This window comes from Vibrio sp. SCSIO 43155, from assembly GCF_023716605.1.
Lineage (GTDB): Bacteria > Pseudomonadota > Gammaproteobacteria > Enterobacterales > Vibrionaceae > Vibrio > Vibrio harveyi.
This window is the reverse complement of record NZ_CP071852.1, coordinates 2,525,132-2,543,157: the sequence shown is the minus strand read 5'-3', so window position 1 is coordinate 2,543,157 and position 18,026 is coordinate 2,525,132. Positions and strand designations below refer to the sequence as shown.

Sequence of the window (18,026 nt, the reverse complement as noted above, 5' to 3'; positions counted from 1 at the left end):
GATAAACCATGGAATATTTGTATAAACGTCAATTTAAGGCTACGGTTTATAACAAGGTGAAAGGGCCTGACGTCTTGCTGCACAACGTTTTGTAAGATGTGAATACAACAAAAATAATAACGTATAAATTTGTTTTTTGACTGAGCTTTGTGAGGTGCAAAGGTATGTTTAAGACTCACGGTCAAACGGCAATGGTCTCGGCGCAGGAAGTGGTCAATCACAAGCTCATCATGTTGGTGGACGATGACCCCATATTTCGTAGAGTAACTAGTGCCTATTTAGAAAGTCAGGGTTACAAGGTAGTAGAAGCTGAAAACGGTTTAGAAGCACTGCAGCAATTGCGTGAGTGCGAGCCTGACCTTGTCTTATGCGATTTATCCATGCCCGTTTTAGACGGAATCGAGTTTGTGGAGGAAGTAAGCCTAGAATATCCATCGATGCCATTGATCGTGGTGTCAGGTACAGACGAAATGTCTGACGTGGCAAAAGCGCTTCGATTTGGTATCAAAGACTTCCTACCAAAACCTATTGGAAATTATCACCATCTCTCTCAAGCGATTGACAATACGCTGGAAGATTCGGACTGCCACTTTGCAGAACAACGAGATTTTTCGAGCCAGTGGTTCCGAGTTGATGATGGTGGAGAGATGCCAGATGACCAAGAGCTTCATTGGCATCTTGAGTATCTACAGCAAAACCCGAATGCAGCGCGTGATTTGTTGCACGCTCTATTGCCTGAGAAAGACACCTCTCAGGGAGATTGGAAGTGCTCGTACCGATTACTGCAATCGACAGACGTGATGCCATTGGTGTTTGACTACCGATGGTTAATGAACGGGCAATTTGCTTTCTACCTTGTGGATTCGGCTTCACTGCAGCAAGACGGCGTAGCAACCACATTACTGGTGAGAGCTCTGTTTGATGATTATCTACGCAACTTAAAAAGCTTTAGTGCCGATCTTAAAGACATGGTTGAGATCATTGAAAAGGGCATACAATGTTCAGAGTGTGCAGGTGCAGTAAATGCAGTGTTCGGCGTGGCTGATTTAGCATCATCGTCAGTCTCTATATTGCCGGCAGGTCTGGACAGCCAGTGGTCTGATGGACATGTTAATCAACACATCGCGGCCGGCAATCGTCTTGGTGATGGTAGTATGAAGAATTTTATTACCCGCGAACTTCCAATTACCACAGGTGGACAGCTTTCAATTGGCTGCTTAGGGACCTCAAGCTTTAGCCTAAACATTGTACGATTGAATCGTTTAATGTAATGAATTCAGAAATTCATGAGCAGCACTCATGTGCTGCTTTTTTTATTGTTTAAAATCCTATATCTTATTAATAATCATTCTCACAATAGCCTTACTTTTTGTTGGTGTTTAGCGTTTGCTGTTTAAGGTATAGTCAGCGCTTAAAACAATAATGACCCATTTGCGTAACGATAATTTAACGATATGTGATTGGGAGAAAGCTAAGTCAACAAGTGAGAAGAAGCATCATGGCAGACAAAGATTTTAAAGAGCCTTATAATATTTTTTACTTTTTAGGTTTCATTGCAGTTCTTTTGATCCCAACTTTACCTGCAACGCTAACCTGGATTCGCGTACTGAACGGTTACGCAGGTTTTTAATTAAACGATTGTTTTTTGGAGTCCACCATTCGTATTAAGCGTTACTTTTTCAATATTGCTGGTGGACTCTGCATGATACTTGGCATTGCTGGTATCGTCCTTCCATTACTTCCAACCACACCTTTTATTCTATTAGCCAGCGCCTGTTTTATGCGTGGTAGTCCTGCTTTTCATCGTTGGCTGCATGAGCATAAAACGTTCGGACCTATGCTAGAAAACTGGCACAAACACCGAGCGGTTACACGAAAAGTGAAGCAGCGTGGTGCTGTATTTATCGTGCTCAGTTTTACCGTATCTATTCTGGTTGCTCCCATTGTCTGGGTAAAAATTGCGCTTTTAGTGATGCTAATCGTTTTACTGAGCTGGTTTATGCGTCTACCTGTGACTGAGCTGGTTGCTGACCGAGAAGAAAATCACTAAGATTGTAGAGAATAGTGTGCCCGCTCTTCGAGTGGGCGTTTGTATTTTCAGCGCCTGTAACTTTTAAAATAATGAGTACGTCGCGCTGAAAACCTATTGTTTATTGCCCTCATATATACTGCGATAAGAACAGAGGGTGATGAGCCAATCTAAGTAAATCGGTATTATGACTACAGAAACAATTTCGCTGATCAAATCTAGCATCAAAAGCATCCAAGATTACCCAAAACCAGGCATTCTTTTCCGCGACGTAACTAGCCTACTGGAAGACGCAAAAGCGTACCAAGCAACGATTAACCTATTAGTTGAACGTTACAAAGACATGGGCTTCACGAAAGTGGTCGGCACAGAAGCTCGTGGTTTCCTATTTGGTGCGCCTCTAGCACTTGAACTGGGTGTGGGTTTTGTCCCTGTGCGTAAGCCAGGCAAACTACCTCGTCCTACTGTGGCTCAATCTTATGAGCTTGAGTACGGTGTGGATACGCTAGAGATTCATACTGATGCAATCGTAGAAGGCGATAAAGTATTGGTTGTTGACGATCTGCTAGCGACTGGCGGTACAATCGAAGCAACAACAAAACTGATCCGTCAGCTTGGCGGTGAATTAGAGCACGCTGCGTTCGTTATTAACCTACCAGAAATTGGTGGTGATAAGCGCCTAGAAGGTCTAGGTCTTAACGTATACAGCATTTGCGAGTTTGAAGGACACTAATACATTCAATGAGTTATTTAGCTTTAGCGCGAAAATGGCGTCCTAACAAGTTTGATCAAGTGGTTGGACAAAGTCATGTCTTAACTGCTCTGGAAAACGCGTTAGCGCAAAATCGCTTACACCATGCGTACCTATTCAGTGGCACGCGAGGCGTTGGTAAAACGTCAATTGGCCGCCTGTTTGCTAAGGGCTTGAACTGCGAAACAGGGATCACTGCTAACCCTTGTGGGAAATGTGATACTTGTCGTGAGATTGATGAGGGTCGCTTTGTAGACTTACTTGAAATCGACGCAGCTTCTCGTACTAAAGTTGAAGATACTCGTGAACTGTTAGACAACGTTCAATACAAACCCGCTCGCGGACGTTTTAAAGTGTACCTCATCGATGAGGTACACATGCTTTCGCGCCACTCTTTCAACGCGCTGTTAAAGACATTGGAAGAGCCGCCAGAGTATGTGAAGTTCTTGTTGGCAACGACAGATCCACAGAAACTGCCAGTGATGTCACGTTGTTTACAGTTCCATCTTAAGCCAATCAGTGTTGATGATATCCATCAGCAACTTGACCATATTCTGGAAAAAGAACAAGTCTCTGCAGAAGCAAGAGCACTTGGCATGATCTCGCACGCTGCAGATGGCAGTATGCGCGATGCACTGAGCTTAACTGACCAAGCTATCGCCCTTGGTAACGGTTCGATTCAAACTGACATCGTTAGCCATATGCTTGGTACGATTGATACAGACCAAGCTATCCATTTGCTGGAATCAATCAGTAGTAAGCAACCTCAACAAGCGATGGATAAAATCCAACTACTCGCATCAAATGGTGTAGAGTGGGATGGGTTACTACAGCAATTAGCTTCTCAGCTTCATCGTGTTGCGATGCACCAAGCTCTGCCTTCGACTTTGGATCAATCGCAGCCTGATGCTGAAAAAATTGAATTATTAAGTAAAGCTCTGACACCGCAAGATGTTCAGCTTTACTACCAGATCGCCTTGAAAGGTCGTGAAGACCTGACGCTGTCACCAAATGGTCGCGTCGGCATGGAAATGATTGTATTGCGTATGATGGCATTCCGTCCGTCAGCAAATAACAACGCAAACGTAATTTCTACCTCATCGCAGCCTCAAGTCGCGCCGACTGCGACAGTGAGCCAACCACAAATTGCTCCACAGCAGCAATCACCTCAACTGCAGCCATCGAAGCAACAAACACCTGCAGCACAAGCGCCAATGCAGCAGATGCAAAGCCGCCCAGCGCAATCAGCGCCACAGCATGCAGCTTCTCAACCGATGAGCCAACCAGCGACGCAGAACGAAGCGCCACAGTATCAACCTGAGTATCAGGGTGGATACGATATGGCACCACCACAATATGACATGGCTCCACCAATGAGTGAGAATCCTGCGCCAACGCAGCACGCTCCTCAACAGGCTCAGCCACAACAAAGTGCGCCTTCTCGCGGTAATTTGAGTGGTTTACGCCATCAATTGCGCTCACAGCGTCAAGGACAACAACAAGCAACGGCTCCGACTGGTGGTCCAAAAAAGCCTAAAGCGGCACCTGCACAAAAAGAATCGGTTATTGACCGTTTAGCGCAATTGCATGGCAATTCTGCACAGGTGTCGCCTAAATCTACTCCTCAAGCTGAAAATCAAGAGCCAGAGGATGAGGCATACCGTTGGCGACCAACAAAACCGGTCGAAAAGAAAGCCAATACGGAACTGACACCGACGCAGCTCAAACAAGCGTTAGAACATGAAAAAACGCCAGAAATGGCGCAAAAGCTGGTGGATGAATCTCTAGAAAGAAGTGAATGGGCGAATCTAATTAGCCAAATGGACACACCTAAATTGGTGGAACAATTGGCTTTGAACTCGCACTTTGATAAAGAAGGTTCAACGGTTTCACTACAATTAAGAGGCAATCAAGCTCACCTCAACACCGATAGAGCGCAGAGCGAGTTATTAAATGCTCTCAATACAGTGCTAGGGGAAGAGTGCCATTTAAGCATTGATGTCGGTGAAAATGGTGAAACCCCGCTAGAGTTAAGAGATAGGCTCTACCAAGAGAAATTACAACAGGCTCTGATCAGTTTAGAAAACGATCCACACGTACAGTTCATCGAACGTCGATTTACAGCAGAGCTTGATAAAGATAGTGTACGCCCTATCTAAAAATTGAACGGAATGGGGTTGAAAACGTAAAGTGATAACCCCATTAACAGATGCAACACCTAATTAAACCAGAGAGATAAACATGTTTGGTAAAGGCGGTATGGGCAACCTAATGAAGCAAGCCCAGCAAATGCAAGATCGCATGCAAAAGCTTCAAGAAGAAATCGCGAATATGGAAGTAACTGGCGAGTCTGGTGCTGGTCTAGTTAAAGTTACAATCACTGGCAGTCACAGTGTGCGTCGTGTAGAAATCGATGAAAGTCTGATGGAAGACGACAAAGAGATGCTAGAAGATCTAATCGCTGCAGCATTCAACGATGCAGCACGTCGCGTTGAAGAGACTCAAAAAGAGAAAATGGCTTCTGTAACTGGCGGTATGCAACTACCACCAGGTATGAAAATGCCATTCTAATCTGCTGAATTCTAACTAAGCGGATTTTCAATGCGTACCAGTCATATGCTGGAACAATTGATGGAGGCCTTACGTTGTCTACCTGGGGTAGGTCCCAAGTCGGCGCAACGTATGGCCTTTCATTTGTTACAGCGTGATAGAAAAGGCGGTCTGCAACTAGCAGACGCGCTGAGCCAAGCAATGACAGAAATCGGTCATTGCACCGAGTGTCGTACCTTCACTGAAGAAGAAATTTGTCATATTTGTACTAACCCAAAACGCCAAGAAAACGGTCAAATTTGTGTAGTAGAAAGCCCGGCAGACATCGCTGCAGTAGAAGCTACCGGTCAATACTCAGGTCGATACTTTGTACTGATGGGGCACTTATCACCGCTGGACGGAATTGGTCCAAGTGATATTGGTCTTGATGTTCTTGACTACCGTCTGCGCCGAGGTGATATTTCTGAAGTGATCCTTGCTACCAACCCTACGGTAGAAGGGGAAGCAACAGCACACTACATTGCAGAATTATGTAAAGAACACCAGGTCGACGCCAGCCGCATTGCACATGGTGTACCTGTAGGTGGGGAGCTTGAGCTCGTAGATGGGACAACCTTGTCACACTCACTCTTAGGTCGACACAAGATTTAATAAAAAAGCCGCTGAATTCAGCGGCTTTTTTGATCTTGCGGTTTGATAATCAATTAGTCGTTTGATTCTACACCTAGAAGATTCTTATAGATAAGCGCACCTAAGATACCACCAACAATTGGTGCTACCCAGAATAGCCAAAGCTGAGAAACTGCCCAATCGCCAACAAATACGGCAACACCAGTACTACGCGCAGGGTTAACGGACGTATTCGTTACAGGGATACTGATCAAGTGAATCAGGGTTAAACATAGACCAATCGCGATAGGTGCAAATCCCTGAGGAGCACGTTTGTCGGTCGCGCCCATGATCACGATAAGGAACATCATTGTCATCACAACTTCTGTTACAAGTGCTGCTACCATTGAGTACTGACCTGGAGAATGTTCACCGTAGCCATTTGATGCGAAGCCAGAACCAACTACATCAAAGCCAGCTTGACCTGTTGCAATAACGTAGAGCACACCGCCTGCAATCACGCCACCAATCACTTGTGCGATGATATAAGGGATAACGTCTTTGGTATCAAAACGACCGCCAGCCCATAAACCGACTGTTACAGCTGGGTTTAAATGACAACCTGAGATATGACCAATCGCAAATGCCATGGTGAGTACGGTTAAGCCGAACGCAAGAGAAACACCTAGTAGACCGATGCCAATATCTGGAAAGCCCGCAGCTAATACCGCACTGCCGCAACCACCAAGCACTAACCAAAAAGTACCAAAAACCTCTGCCATGTATTTATTCATGTTGTTTCCTATTTCGGATTTAGATTACCCGCTGAACATAGTAGAGAATTGTCAGAAAAGTGTGATTCGAAGCACGGAAATTAAGCGAATAACCAGATCGGCGGGTTTTTGTCTCAGATATGAAACGAAATACTCTATGAAGTGGAAACGTAGAGAACCTCGGTCATCATCATGAAGACGAATAACCGAGGTGAGAGGAAGGGTTAACTAAATGCGATGAAAGGTGAGATACACAGTAGAATACCTGTCGCAATGATTAGGTAGAGTGAAGCACCTTTGTATTTATGCAGTGAAGGAACTTGATACACCAAGTACGCAGGGATCAAACAACCAATCAAACCAAAGATCGGGCTACATATTGAAGTAAAACTCAATACTGGCAAGTTCAACACGATAGCGCCCCAAGCCATCAAAATAGCAAATAGAATGATGCCTTTGGTTACCAAATTACGGTTAATCTGCTCTTCAGGCATGACTTTCTTAAGAGCCAGCATTGCAAGACCTTGGCAAGAATCGCGGAACCCTAGGTACACCCCAAAGAACGCCGTCATAACAGAGAAAATGTTCAACATTAAGCTAAGCAATTTCAATGTTGTCCCGTCCATACCCTGTGCGACCATCGCTAATGCAGAGATGTTCTCTTCAGCTGCTTTTACTGCTTGATCGTGAGACATCGCAAGGGTGAACGAGATTGCATAGAAGAACACGGTGACAAACAGAATACCGAAAGCAATCTTCATCGCACGCATCGCTTTAAAACGTGCAACCTCAATTGATTTTTCTTTAGAGCGGTAAGAGATAACCATTGGGCTCAAGCTTTGAATAAACAAGATTGAAGTAAGAGTGAAGGGCAATAGTTCAATGGCGTCTTTCAAACCTGCACCTGCCGCAGGTACAGAGCCGACGTTAGCAAAGTCCCACTTTTCAATCATCATCACGCCAAGTAAGGCAACGGTACATAACTTGATCAAAACCAGACCAGTGCTCACTTTAAATAAGATCTTTTCACCACGTGACGCGATGGCCACTAAAGCACAAACTAAAGCAAGACCATACAGCGGGTTTTCCGACAATAGCCCCTTAGTGATGCCAAAGCTATGTAGGAAAGAGGCTGAGTCATTGTTGATTGCTGTGGAGTAAACGAACACCCAAATCACCAGCATGATGAAGTAGAGTATCCCCAACAGAGCCCCCCATTTATTTCCTAGGTACCCTGAAATGACACCAGCGTAGTCTTGGCATTTTGGTGACGTCGATAAGGTGTTAATGAATAATCGTTGGAATAAGTACATGGCAGGGTAACCAATAACTGCCGAAGCAAGGAATACCCAAATGCCCAGTACACCAACTTTTACAGGAAGAAAAACAATACCAGCACCGATTGCCATGCCGATACTCATGATCACCCAACCCCAGTCTGTGCTGTCAAACTTGGTTGCGGCTTTCCATTCTTCTACGGTCATTCCCGCCTTAACGTGAGGCGGCTCTTTGGTTATTGGAAGAGTTTGTGTAGGTACAGTAACGCTCATTGTCGTTGTCTCTTTGTTAGTATGAATTTTTCTCAAATCTATTTGAGAAAAAGAACAACAACAATTTTTTTGTGGAAAATTCAGATAAATTTGAGATCTCGGCAAAAATACTCAATAAAATCTGAAAAAAGATCGATTTATGTGATCTGAAGTAGTTGTTGTATTCGCATATAGTTGAAAGAATAGCTTTGAAATGAAAACTTACTTAAGAGTTTTCTTATTAAAATTAAAAATTATGTGAGGATTAAAATGAAAGAATTGATTACTTCAGAGCACGCTCCAGCTGCTATTGGCCCTTATTCGCACGGCACTGCTTACGGAGACTTGATTTTTACGTCTGGTCAACTGCCAGTTGATAGTGCAGTAGGCAAAGTAGTTGAGGGGGGCATTACTGCTCAGAGTCATCAATCTTTGACGAACCTAAAACACGTCTTAGAAGCAGGCGGTGGTAGCATTGACACTGTTTTGAAAACAACTTGTTATTTGGCGAACATCAGTGACTTTGCTGAGTTTAACAAAGTCTATGCTGAGTTCTTTAATAAAGAGTGTCCTGCGCGCAGCTGCTTTGCGGTAAAAGATCTTCCGCTAGGCGTATTGATTGAAGTTGAAGCGATTGCTTGCAAAAAGTAATACGGAGAAAAAACATGAATCAGCAATGGAACCAATATATCCAAATCATTAAGCAAGTTGTAAAACCTGCACTCGGATGTACAGAACCCATTGCTGCTGCATACGCGGCAGCAGTTGCAAAACGTGAGCTTGGATGCCAGACCCCAGAGATGATAGAAGTCCGTGTCTCTGACAATCTATTTAAAAACTCAATGGGAGTTTATGTCCCTGGAACCGGAAAGATTGGTCTGAAGATTGCCGCATCTGTAGGTGCGTTGGCCGGTGACCCTAATGCCGAATTGGAAGTTCTTGCCCATATTAATCAAGACAATGTGACTGCTGCTCAACAACTGATTGATGAAGAGCGCGTTAGCGTTGCGCGCATTGATACCCAAGAATTCATCTTTTGCAGCGTCACCATGGCTGCTGGAGAAGACACGGTATCAGTGACAATCAGTGGTGGACACACCAACATTATTCAGATCACTCACAATGGCAAAGTGACATTTGATGCGCCCCAACAGCAACGAGTTGCAACTGGGTCTGTTTGTGAAGGTGTGGACATCTCTATCAAACAAATCTACGACTTTGCACTTAAAGCGCCTTTTGAAGAGATCAAATTTATCCTACAAGCGGCCGAGCTCAACAGTTCATTAGCGCAAGAGGGTATCGATAATGGTTATGGATTGGAGATCGGTCGTACATTAAAAGGTAATATCGAGCAAGGGTTGCTTGGTAATGATTTGATGAGCCGTATCCAAATGATGACCTCTGCCGCCTCGGATGCACGTATGGGGGGAGCTACGCTACCAGCCATGAGTAACTTTGGCAGTGGTAACCAAGGTATCGCGGCTACTATGCCAGTGGTCATTGCAGCAGAGGTTTTCCAAAGTACTGAAGAGCAATTAGCTCGTGCGTTAATCATGAGTCACTTAGGTGCGATTTACATTAAATCGTACTACCCACCGCTATCGGCGTTTTGTGGTAATACGGTCACCAGTGCCGCAGCTTCCATGGCGCTAGTATATTTGGCGGGAGGTTCGTTTGAACAGTCATGTTATGCGATTCAGAACGTGATTAGCGACAGTTCGGGGCATGGTATGTGATGGAGCGAAATCGTCCTGCGCGATGAAAGTCTGCACTTCCTCTACCACCGCAGTACGCTCATATTTGATGGCTATGGGTAACCACAGCGTGAAGAATCAAGGTATAGTAGGTAACGAAGTCGAACAAACGATTAGAAATGTAGGCTCGATGGTTAGACTCGGTATGCCGTATACTGATAAATCTATTATCGATATTATGTCAGCCTAGCCTCAACGTTTTTGCTAAGGGAAGTAACATTGCTGCTTAAGAAACTCACTAAAAGTGATTTAGATATTTTGAATTCAATGAAGAACGTCGTGTGGATGGTATTGCACGCATGTATGGTGAGCACACCGAAGTCGTTCTTCACAGCCTTGATGCGGAAGCACCGGAAATTATCAAAATTGCCAATGGTCACATTACTGAACGTGGTGAAGGTGCACCGATTACCAACTTAGCAAGAATGAAGCTGTTAGAGGGCAATGACGTTTCAGACTCGTATTTAACGAAAACGGCGAGTGGAAAGACCTTGCACTCCATTACCACGATAGTTCGCAACCCTAAAAATAAACCGATCGGATTGCTGTGTATTAACGTGGACATGGACGTACCAATGCAAGATTTCTTGCGTTCAATTATGCCGCAACAGCAAAACGAATGTTGTACAGGAGCGCGTTCACCTGAGACATTCGCGCGTAATATTGATGAGACCATCATTAGCACGATTGAAACTGTTCAATCAGAAGTGTGGATGAATGAAGCGATCACACCATCCAAACGTAACCGAGAACTGGTCACCCGTTTGCAAGGGCTGGGTATTTTCAAATACAAAGATGCGGTTTTGATGGTGGCAAATCATCTCGGTATCTCACGCGATACGATCTACCTGTACCTAAGAGAGCTGGGGAACGATTAAGTGAGTTGCTCTAATTCTGTAATGTTGTTTAACGCTTCTTGATTTGTTTTGCCACACACAACCGGACATGGTTTGAAGTCGTGGCAAACTTTCGGGCGTTCTGGTTTTCCGAACAGCTTACACAGATTATCGTCATTTAATTGGATACAACGTTCACCTGCTGGTTTGCCATTTGGCATGCCTGGAATCGGGGAAGAGATGCTCGGTGCTATGCAGCATGCCCCACAACCTAATCGACAATCCATCTTAAAGCCCTCGTAAAAATGAAGGGGGCATTATGGACATTTCTCGCCAGATTGGAAGAGGCGCGCGTAAATTCATCGCAATATGATCGCATTGCTAAATGCGAACAAATCTTACTCAATATTCCTATCACTTCACTCACACCGTAAAACTTGAATTTTGATGCCCAGAGGGGTATAAAACGCACCCAATTCATTCCCACTCAGTAATAAGTAGTAAGCGTATGAGCACTCCATTTTGGCAAAGTAAATCGTTAGAGAACATGACAGAAGAAGAATGGGAATCTCTCTGTGATGGGTGTGGCAAGTGCTGTCTACACAAGCTAATGGATGAAGATACGGACGAAATTTATTACACCAATGTTGCTTGCAGTTGGCTGAACAGCAAAACGTGTTCGTGCAAAGATTACCCGAATCGTTTCACTTCAGGGGAAGAGTGCACCAAGCTAACACGTGAAGATATTGATGACTTTACTTGGCTACCGCACACTTGTGCCTACCGTTTGCTCGCAGAGGACCAACCACTACCAGAATGGCACCCACTGATAACGGGTTCCAAGTCAGCCATGCATGCTGCTGGCGAAAGTGTCAGAAACAAAGTGGTGTACGAGATAGACGTGGTGGACTGGGAAGACCATATCTTAAATCACCCTAATCGATAATATCGGAATAAAAACAAGCCTTTCATGTGAGTGAAAGGCTTGTTTGTTATTGGGGGAGGATAATTCACTTTGTTGACTAGATATTGTAGAAGTCCGTTTCATTTGCATCTGTGAACAAAGCTGCTTTACTTGAGATAAGTTTTCTGGTTAACACTTTGTTAACTTTTGTCTGGGGAGAGATGCGATGAAGCCTACGAGGAATAATGTTCTAACTGTCTCTGTATTGAGTCTTATGCTTCTGGGGTGTGGGGGAGATAGTTCTGGGGATAGCTCCGGTTCTACTGCTATCAATGGTGTTACCTATAAGCTTACTTTTAAGAGCGACTGGAATACGACAAACTTCCCTACCAATTACCCGAGCGGGAGTGCACATTTTTCTCCTTTGATTGGCATGACGCACAACGCTTCAGCTTCCCTTTTTAGCACTGGTAAGTTGGCGACTTCTGGGGTTGAAATTGTAGCAGAGGCAGGTTCAACGAATAGCATAAAAAGTGAAATTGGTAACATTCAGAATTCGGGATTCAGCCAGTCTTTAATTGAAGGTGGGGATTTGCCGAATGGCCAGACTCAAGTTGAAGTTACCTTTAGCTTAGACGAAGATTTCAGTTTAGTTAGTGTGATTACTATGGTTGCGCCAAGCCCAGACTGGTTTGTTGGCGTCGATAGTCTTAACTTGTTCCAAAATGGTCAATGGGTTGATGAACTGGTTGTTGAACTCAAAACTTATGATGCAGGAACCGACGACGGCGTATCATTTACTTCAGGGAATGCAGATACCTCTCCTAAAGAAAACATAACTCTGTTAACGTCTGCGGCTTCAGATACTGATTTTTCAAATGGTGTTCATCGCTCATCTGGGCAGCACATTGGTACGTTTACATTTAAGCGTCAATGAGTAATAACGAGCCTATCGTGATGTTTTGATAGGCTCTATCTGCTATGCATTACATTAGTTTTTCAAGAAGCGGTTGTAGACAAACAACAATACAAACGCGCCTAATGTGGCGGTGATGATGCTGCCGATATTTACGCCATCAGCACCGCCCAGCCCGACAAAGCTTCCCAAGAATCCGCCTACGAAGGCACCAGCAATGCCCAACACCATAGTCGCGATCCAACCGCCGCCATCATTGCCTGGCATCAGCCACTTAGCGAGTGCTCCGGCTATCAAGCCCAGAATGATCCAAGATAGAAAACCCATGATTTCTCCTTATTGATGAAACAATTAGCGTTCACTCCGTTCAATCATAGTCCATTCTTACTCAGGTGCTGTATTTGTGGCGACGGTGATGCACACCTAATCTTCAGTTTGTATCAATATCAACACAATGGAACTTGTCATAGGTTTGAGCTAATAGCGAATAAAACAGAGTAAATAATGGACATTGATTATGAATTTTGACGCTTAATTTACTAAATGCTGCTCGGTTTGCGAATTCGTGTTGTAAACTTAGAGCATCTAATTTCAAGGATTTACATTCCATTTCTCGATCGTGTTGATTGGGATTGTCTCTTACGAGGTAAAAATGACGTTACTATCCCCCTTTAAAGTGCGTTTGACCCCATGGTTGGTTTTAATGGCTCTGCTGACTCTGACAATGAGCCCTTTCATTGTACAAGCTACGGAAAGCGTTGAGACCACAGTAGATATGCCAAAAGTTTCTGCAGCAGAGAAGGCTATTGATAATATTAACCGAGACATTCTCGACTTATCTGAAAGTTTAAAGCTAGCTAGTGGAGACGAACGCGATGCACTTCAACTACAGCTTTTCCAGAAAAACGAAGAATTGAGAAGTCGTCTCGCTACTGCGATCAGTAATAAGTCCATTCCTCATGAGAAGTTGATTGAGCTCGTACAAACTCAAGAGAAGTACTCGGAAGGTGCCGTGGTTTATCTCGATGACAAAATCAAAGCGCTGAATGAGGAAATCAATAAGTCAAAAGACGAAGATAAGCTTTCTTTAATCAATAGCTATCGTGAGCTGCAACAGTATTTGGATGTGAGTTATGAATCGAGTTGGCAAAATTTAAACTGGTTGAAGAAGTTATACGTTCAAGACGAAGATGCTGATGCTGAGTTTAAAGAGGGCGTAGATAAGCGTATGCGTCTGCTATCTGCGTCTATCGAGTACCTCAACCAGCAAAGCGAAATCATCGGTTCACAAGTCTCTTCCAGCCCAGAATCTGAAAAAGCGTCTTTACAACTGAGCCAACTGATCCTTAAACAACGCCTTAATATTGCTACCGATAGCCTTCGTAAATTAATTTCGATTGGTGACAAAGTAGGGCTGGAGACGTCTGAGTATAAACGTCAGATATTTGAAGTGACAGGTAGCATCACCCATGATCTTCTGAACTCAAAAGTCATTCTGTCTATCCTGAGTCATTGGTCGAACTCTGCGGTAGATTGGTTCGCGGAGAATGCGCCACAGCATGTTTTCCAGCTTTTTGTCTTTGCCCTGATCTTATTGATTGCTCGTTCATTGGCGAAGTTAACCCGAAAAGTCGTGAGTAAAACGGTAGCCTCTAAGAATTTGAAATTGTCGCATTTGATGCAAGATTTCTTTATTTCGATGTCGGGCAAGGCGGTATGGATCATCGGTATCATGGTCGGTTTGTCTCAAATCGGTTTAAACCTTGCTCCAATCCTAACTGGTTTCGGTATCGCCGGTGTGATCATTGGTTTTGCCCTACAAGATACATTATCGAATTTTGCGGCAGGCATGATGCTGCTGATCTATCGCCCATTTGATGTTGGCGATTTCGTATACGCGGGTGGTGTTGACGGTAAGGTAAGCCACATGAGTTTGGTGAATACTACGATTCGTACATTCGATAACCAAATTATCATTGTGCCAAACAGCAAGATTTGGGGCGATGTGATTAAGAACGTGACGCACGAGCGTATTCGTCGAGTTGATATGGTCTTTGGTATTGGCTATGCCGATGATCTGCTAAAAGCAGAAGAAGTTCTGAATGATATAGTCACGTCTCACCCTTCAGTGCTTCGCTCACCAGAGCCAAACATCAAGGTTCATACGCTAAATACATCATCGGTTGATTTTATTGTTCGCCCTTGGGTGAAAACCGACGATTATTGGGATGTGTACTGGGATGTGACAAAAGAAGTGAAATTGCGTTTTGACCGCGAAGGTATTTCGATTCCTTTCCCGCAACAAGATGTTCATTTACATATGGTCGACAAGAAAGACGCGTAACTCTCTCAACAGAAACTAAAGGCACTCACTTGAGTGCCTTTTTTATTTTTGTGCTTTAACGCTTATAGCTCTTCAAAGAAGGTGATTTTTGGCTCACTAGCTAGTAAACCATCGATAGTACTAAGCAGAGCTTGGAAATGTTCAGTATTACAGTGTTGGTCAAAAGCCGCTTGGTCAGCAAATTGCTCTTGGAACAAAAATTGGCAAGCGTCATTTTTGTCTTGGAAAAGTTGGTAACGCACGCATCCTTCTTCATTACGAGTTGGCACTAACATAGCTTCTAGTGCCTGCTTAAGTGTCGATGTGTGTTCTGGTTTTGCGTGAAATGCAGCAGTTAAATGAATCATAGTTATGTTTACTTCTTTGTTGTTATTAAAGGTAACGACCTTGTCGTTGTAAGAATTCGATTTTGTAACCGTCAGGATCGGTGACGAAGAAGAAGGTTGCTAAGTGTTTTTGCTGGTGGTCAAACACCTTGATATCACTTGCCTCAATATCAAGTGATGTTAAGCGGCGGTGTGCGGCTTCAATGTCTTCAACACTCACCGCAAGGTGACCATAACCCGAGCCGTGAGTGTACGGTTCGCTTTGGTCATGATTGTGAGTCAGTTCAAGTTCGAACCCTGTTTCTGAGTTCGCTAGGTAAGTAAGAGAAAAGCCGTCGAATACGTATTGGTCTTTGATTTCTAGCTCAAGTGCGTCGCGGTAGAACTTAAGAGAACGCTCCAGATCGCTTACGCGGATCATGGTATGAATTATTTTTGTCATGAGTACTCCTTAATCGTGCGCCTAGACTAGTCAGTTTCGACGCGCAATGGGTAGTACTCAGGTACGACAATAAAATGCAGGGATCAGTGTTGCTCGCTCAAAGCTCTTTCAATCGTTGCCTGAGGTTGGCGGGCGTAGGTGAGGCAAGCGCAACGAAGTAGGGAAGCAAAGTTGTTGACTTCACCGTTGTGTTCCAGCGCTTCTTGGTAAACAGTGCTGATGAATTTTGGTACCGTCATGTCTTGTGCTGAGGCAATTTCTTCTAGTGTCAGCCAGAAACTTGATTCGAGCTTCACACTGGTTGCATGACCATCAATTCGAATCGAACGGGTCACAAACTGATAATTTTCCTGGGGCTGTTTGGCAAATATTTCACACATAGCATTGGTCATTTTTATAAATATTTGGCAAATAGTGGAGCGCGAAGCGCGAAGCGTCAACCGTTTCAATGTAAAAAAACGCCCTCAAACGAGGGCGTTGAAGTTTCATCAGAAGATGAAAGTAAGTGCAGAGCGGAAATTATTTAATTTGTTGAATGAGGTATTCGCCCAGTTGTGAGTGATGCATGATCTTTGATACTGGCAGGATGGTCCCCGCAGGTCCCCAAGCGAATACATTGACCGGCGTATGCGTGTGTGTACCCGTTCCCCACACTGTATTTTGTTTGGTCGCTTGTTCTCGAGCCAACAAGTTTCCGCGATCGTTGTATGGGAAAAAAGCATCAAAATCATTGATTGCTGGAACATTCTCTTCACTCAGGTACTTGTGGCTTGCCAGTCGGTAAGGGTTTGGCTTACTTGCCAATACGCGCTCAGCTTGCTCCGGAGTAATGGCAAAGTCGCTACTTGCATTCACGATTTCTGCTAACTTTTCTGGTGTTTGCTGCGCTTTATCGAGTTTTTGGAACTCGCTGATCATACCGTAGTAACTTTGTTTTTGATTGTAGAGTCCATCGAGAATGTCAAACTGACCAAAGTTGAAGTTTGGTGCGTAATCACGCTTAGCAAAAGCTTCGCCACTGCGCTTTTCTGGTTTAGGAAGGTTTGCTGAGGAGTAGCTGAAGCCAAAAGAGCCTGTTTCATGGTCGGCAGTGACGATTACTAGCGTATCTTCACGACCTTTCGCCCATTCATAAACGGAATTGACGGCTTCATCAAATTTGATCAACTCATGAAGCATGGTACCTGCATCGTTGCTGTGACCTGCCCAGTCAATTTGACCGCCTTCTACCATTAAAAAGAAGCCATCTTTGTCTTTTGATAGCACATCCAGTGCTTTTTCTGTCATCTCTTTAAGGGATGGTTGGGTGCGTTTCGGGTCATTTTTGCTATGGCTGTAAGCAATGCCATCGTTCATTCCTGAGTAAGCAAATAGACCAAGAACTTTTTCTCCTTTAGCGTTTTCTAACATGTCGCGATTAAACGCTAAGCTGTAGCCTTGCTGTTGCGCTTCTGTCAGCAAGTTGCGCTCATCTTTACGCTTTGATTTTAGGTAAACATCGCCTTGGGTGAGCTTTTCAAGTTGCTTATATGTGTCGCCTTTGTCGTTGGTAGATTTTGGGATCCAATGACGAAGACCGCCAGAAAGCATGACATCAACACCCGTCTCTAGCATGTCGACGGCGATACTGTTTTCTAGTGAGCGGTGAGGTTGGTGCGAGGCGAAAGCGGCTGGGGTCGCGTGCGTCATTCGAGTGTCAGAAACAAGACCTGTCGCTTTACCTTTTGCCTTAGCTTTTTCTAAGATCGTTTCAACGTGGTTGCCTTGGCTGTCGATACCAATTACTTCAGAAGCGGTTGGAATGCCAGTGGCAAGCATGGTTGCAGAACAAGCAGAATCCACCACAATGGCATCTTCAGGGTTGGTTAACGATGAACCAATAACACCTTCCTGTGCCAGTTTATAAAGTGCGGTGGTTTCGCCTTTGTAGATTGAATTAGGTGCATGATTCGCGTAGGTCTCAAGCAAACCGACTTGTTGAGGTCCCATACCATCGCCAATCATTAAGATAACGTTTTTGATCTCTGCTGACAGAGCGCTGAAAGAGAGCGTAGAGGCCGCCACTGCTGTGACGATTGGGGTCGCTAAGTGCTTCATTGTATATTCCTTATTTATAAAAGCGCTCGAATTACAACAAGGATTTATGACAAAAATACTACCGTCACAAAAGATTCATATGAGATACACAGGCGCATACTACGTCAGACACAAAAAAAGCTCACCGAAGTGAGCTTTGAGTTATGTTTAGGAGTTGAAAGTCATG

The 18,026-nt window shown here is 44.2% G+C and carries 19 protein-coding genes and 2 pseudogenes; 13 read left to right on the top strand and 8 right to left on the bottom strand.

Annotation, left to right across the window (positions count from 1 at the left end; genetic code table 11):
* Positions 1–164 precede the first annotated feature (164 nt).
* From J4N44_RS12165 to recR, 7 genes are all read left to right on the top strand, one after another.
* On the top strand, positions 165–1,271 hold the full coding sequence (locus J4N44_RS12165; RefSeq protein WP_005452090.1) for a response regulator: 1,107 nt from the start codon (positions 165–167) through the stop codon (positions 1,269–1,271).
* A 227-nt stretch (positions 1,272–1,498) separates the two neighbouring features.
* On the top strand, positions 1,499–1,630 hold the full coding sequence (locus tag J4N44_RS28160; RefSeq protein WP_005452089.1) for a hypothetical protein: 132 nt from the start codon (positions 1,499–1,501) through the stop codon (positions 1,628–1,630).
* Between the two features lie 15 nt (positions 1,631–1,645).
* A complete protein-coding gene (locus J4N44_RS12160) occupies positions 1,646–2,050 on the top strand; it encodes a YbaN family protein (protein WP_005452088.1) in 405 nt (134 codons plus the stop codon).
* A gap of 166 nt (positions 2,051–2,216) precedes the next feature.
* Entirely contained in the window at positions 2,217–2,762 is a 546-nt protein-coding gene (gene apt, locus J4N44_RS12155; RefSeq protein WP_005452085.1) for an adenine phosphoribosyltransferase, read from the top strand.
* 8 nt (positions 2,763–2,770) lie between these two features.
* Positions 2,771–4,939 carry a DNA polymerase III subunit gamma/tau gene (dnaX, locus tag J4N44_RS12150; protein ID WP_252044501.1) on the top strand — a complete coding sequence of 723 codons (2,169 nt, stop codon included), beginning with the start codon at positions 2,771–2,773 and terminating at the stop codon, positions 4,937–4,939.
* A gap of 82 nt (positions 4,940–5,021) precedes the next feature.
* On the top strand, positions 5,022–5,351 hold the full coding sequence (locus J4N44_RS12145; RefSeq protein ID WP_005432961.1) for a YbaB/EbfC family nucleoid-associated protein: 330 nt from the start codon (positions 5,022–5,024) through the stop codon (positions 5,349–5,351).
* A gap of 30 nt (positions 5,352–5,381) precedes the next feature.
* Positions 5,382–5,981: a recombination mediator RecR gene (gene recR, locus J4N44_RS12140; protein ID WP_017817816.1), complete on the top strand. Its 600-nt coding sequence runs from the start codon at positions 5,382–5,384 to the stop codon at positions 5,979–5,981.
* Between the two features lie 53 nt (positions 5,982–6,034).
* Here the strand turns inward: recR and aqpZ are convergent, their stop codons facing one another.
* Both aqpZ and J4N44_RS12130 read right to left on the bottom strand, forming a co-directional pair.
* Positions 6,035–6,733, bottom strand: a complete 699-nt coding sequence (aqpZ, locus tag J4N44_RS12135) for an aquaporin Z (RefSeq protein WP_009698545.1) — start codon at positions 6,731–6,733, stop codon at positions 6,035–6,037.
* 203 nt (positions 6,734–6,936) lie between these two features.
* Entirely contained in the window at positions 6,937–8,196 is a 1,260-nt protein-coding gene (locus J4N44_RS12130) for an amino acid permease (protein ID WP_005452078.1), read from the bottom strand.
* Between the two features lie 315 nt (positions 8,197–8,511).
* On the opposite strand from J4N44_RS12130, the gene J4N44_RS12125 reads away from it, so the two are divergent.
* The 3 genes and pseudogenes from J4N44_RS12125 to J4N44_RS12115 all read left to right on the top strand — a co-directional run bounded on the left by J4N44_RS12125 (position 8,512) and on the right by J4N44_RS12115 (position 10,873).
* Positions 8,512–8,892 carry a RidA family protein gene (locus J4N44_RS12125; protein WP_005452076.1) on the top strand — a complete coding sequence of 127 codons (381 nt, stop codon included), beginning with the start codon at positions 8,512–8,514 and terminating at the stop codon, positions 8,890–8,892.
* A 14-nt stretch (positions 8,893–8,906) separates the two neighbouring features.
* Positions 8,907–10,185 (top strand): annotated as a pseudogene (locus J4N44_RS12120) (L-cysteine desulfidase family protein).
* Between the two features lie 29 nt (positions 10,186–10,214).
* A pseudogene (locus J4N44_RS12115) lies at positions 10,215–10,873 on the top strand (helix-turn-helix transcriptional regulator).
* Here the strand turns inward: J4N44_RS12115 and J4N44_RS12110 are convergent.
* Positions 10,870–11,118, bottom strand: a complete 249-nt coding sequence (locus J4N44_RS12110) for a YkgJ family cysteine cluster protein (protein ID WP_005452071.1) — start codon at positions 11,116–11,118, stop codon at positions 10,870–10,872. The pseudogene J4N44_RS12115 and the gene J4N44_RS12110 overlap by 4 nt on opposite strands.
* A 221-nt stretch (positions 11,119–11,339) precedes the next feature.
* On the opposite strand from J4N44_RS12110, the gene J4N44_RS12105 reads away from it, so the two are divergent.
* Both J4N44_RS12105 and J4N44_RS12100 read left to right on the top strand, forming a co-directional pair.
* A complete protein-coding gene (locus tag J4N44_RS12105) occupies positions 11,340–11,777 on the top strand; it encodes a YcgN family cysteine cluster protein (protein ID WP_005452070.1) in 438 nt (145 codons plus the stop codon).
* 184 nt (positions 11,778–11,961) lie between these two features.
* Entirely contained in the window at positions 11,962–12,672 is a 711-nt protein-coding gene (locus tag J4N44_RS12100) for a spondin domain-containing protein (RefSeq protein ID WP_252044499.1), read from the top strand.
* Positions 12,673–12,726: 54 nt separating this feature from the next.
* Here the strand turns inward: J4N44_RS12100 and J4N44_RS12095 are convergent, their stop codons facing one another.
* Positions 12,727–12,978: a GlsB/YeaQ/YmgE family stress response membrane protein gene (locus J4N44_RS12095; protein WP_005452067.1), complete on the bottom strand. Its 252-nt coding sequence runs from the start codon at positions 12,976–12,978 to the stop codon at positions 12,727–12,729.
* A 325-nt stretch (positions 12,979–13,303) separates the two neighbouring features.
* On the opposite strand from J4N44_RS12095, the gene J4N44_RS12090 reads away from it, so the two are divergent.
* On the top strand, positions 13,304–14,995 hold the full coding sequence (locus J4N44_RS12090) for a mechanosensitive ion channel family protein (protein WP_252044498.1): 1,692 nt from the start codon (positions 13,304–13,306) through the stop codon (positions 14,993–14,995).
* A gap of 62 nt (positions 14,996–15,057) precedes the next feature.
* Here the strand turns inward: J4N44_RS12090 and J4N44_RS12085 are convergent, their stop codons facing one another.
* The 4 genes from J4N44_RS12085 to J4N44_RS12070 all read right to left on the bottom strand — a co-directional run bounded on the left by J4N44_RS12085 (position 15,058) and on the right by J4N44_RS12070 (position 17,860).
* On the bottom strand, positions 15,058–15,342 hold the full coding sequence (locus J4N44_RS12085; RefSeq protein WP_005452063.1) for a putative quinol monooxygenase: 285 nt from the start codon (positions 15,340–15,342) through the stop codon (positions 15,058–15,060).
* Between the two features lie 25 nt (positions 15,343–15,367).
* Complete coding sequence (locus J4N44_RS12080; RefSeq protein ID WP_005452061.1) at positions 15,368–15,763, bottom strand: VOC family protein; 396 nt, start codon at positions 15,761–15,763, stop codon at positions 15,368–15,370.
* A gap of 83 nt (positions 15,764–15,846) precedes the next feature.
* Positions 15,847–16,143 (bottom strand): ribbon-helix-helix domain-containing protein, encoded by a 297-nt coding sequence (locus tag J4N44_RS12075; protein ID WP_029790484.1) that lies wholly within the window; start codon positions 16,141–16,143, stop codon positions 15,847–15,849.
* 139 nt (positions 16,144–16,282) lie between these two features.
* Positions 16,283–17,860, bottom strand: a complete 1,578-nt coding sequence (locus J4N44_RS12070; protein WP_005452058.1) for an alkaline phosphatase — start codon at positions 17,858–17,860, stop codon at positions 16,283–16,285.
* Positions 17,861–18,026: the final 166 nt, after the last annotated feature.

What these genes read in the sequence shown, in the direction of transcription:
- J4N44_RS12085 (WP_005452063.1), bottom strand. Translation starts at nt 15,342, where the DNA reads ATGATTCATTTAACTGCTGCATTTCACGCAAAACCAGAACACACATCG.
- J4N44_RS12075 (WP_029790484.1), bottom strand. Translation starts at nt 16,143, where the DNA reads ATGTGTGAAATATTTGCCAAACAGCCCCAGGAAAATTATCAGTTTGTG.
- J4N44_RS12125 (WP_005452076.1), top strand. Translation starts at nt 8,512, where the DNA reads ATGAAAGAATTGATTACTTCAGAGCACGCTCCAGCTGCTATTGGCCCT.
- J4N44_RS12095 (WP_005452067.1), bottom strand. Translation starts at nt 12,978, where the DNA reads ATGGGTTTTCTATCTTGGATCATTCTGGGCTTGATAGCCGGAGCACTC.
- J4N44_RS12110 (WP_005452071.1), bottom strand. Translation starts at nt 11,118, where the DNA reads ATGGATTGTCGATTAGGTTGTGGGGCATGCTGCATAGCACCGAGCATC.
- J4N44_RS12130 (WP_005452078.1), bottom strand. Translation starts at nt 8,196, where the DNA reads ATGACCGTAGAAGAATGGAAAGCCGCAACCAAGTTTGACAGCACAGAC.
- apt (WP_005452085.1), top strand. Translation starts at nt 2,217, where the DNA reads ATGACTACAGAAACAATTTCGCTGATCAAATCTAGCATCAAAAGCATC.
- J4N44_RS12105 (WP_005452070.1), top strand. Translation starts at nt 11,340, where the DNA reads ATGAGCACTCCATTTTGGCAAAGTAAATCGTTAGAGAACATGACAGAA.
- J4N44_RS12090 (WP_252044498.1), top strand. Translation starts at nt 13,304, where the DNA reads ATGACGTTACTATCCCCCTTTAAAGTGCGTTTGACCCCATGGTTGGTT.
- recR (WP_017817816.1), top strand. Translation starts at nt 5,382, where the DNA reads ATGCGTACCAGTCATATGCTGGAACAATTGATGGAGGCCTTACGTTGT.
- aqpZ (WP_009698545.1), bottom strand. Translation starts at nt 6,733, where the DNA reads ATGAATAAATACATGGCAGAGGTTTTTGGTACTTTTTGGTTAGTGCTT.
- J4N44_RS12070 (WP_005452058.1), bottom strand. Translation starts at nt 17,860, where the DNA reads ATGAAGCACTTAGCGACCCCAATCGTCACAGCAGTGGCGGCCTCTACG.
- J4N44_RS12080 (WP_005452061.1), bottom strand. Translation starts at nt 15,763, where the DNA reads ATGACAAAAATAATTCATACCATGATCCGCGTAAGCGATCTGGAGCGT.
- dnaX (WP_252044501.1), top strand. Translation starts at nt 2,771, where the DNA reads ATGAGTTATTTAGCTTTAGCGCGAAAATGGCGTCCTAACAAGTTTGAT.
- J4N44_RS12165 (WP_005452090.1), top strand. Translation starts at nt 165, where the DNA reads ATGTTTAAGACTCACGGTCAAACGGCAATGGTCTCGGCGCAGGAAGTG.
- J4N44_RS12100 (WP_252044499.1), top strand. Translation starts at nt 11,962, where the DNA reads ATGAAGCCTACGAGGAATAATGTTCTAACTGTCTCTGTATTGAGTCTT.
- J4N44_RS12145 (WP_005432961.1), top strand. Translation starts at nt 5,022, where the DNA reads ATGTTTGGTAAAGGCGGTATGGGCAACCTAATGAAGCAAGCCCAGCAA.
- J4N44_RS28160 (WP_005452089.1), top strand. Translation starts at nt 1,499, where the DNA reads ATGGCAGACAAAGATTTTAAAGAGCCTTATAATATTTTTTACTTTTTA.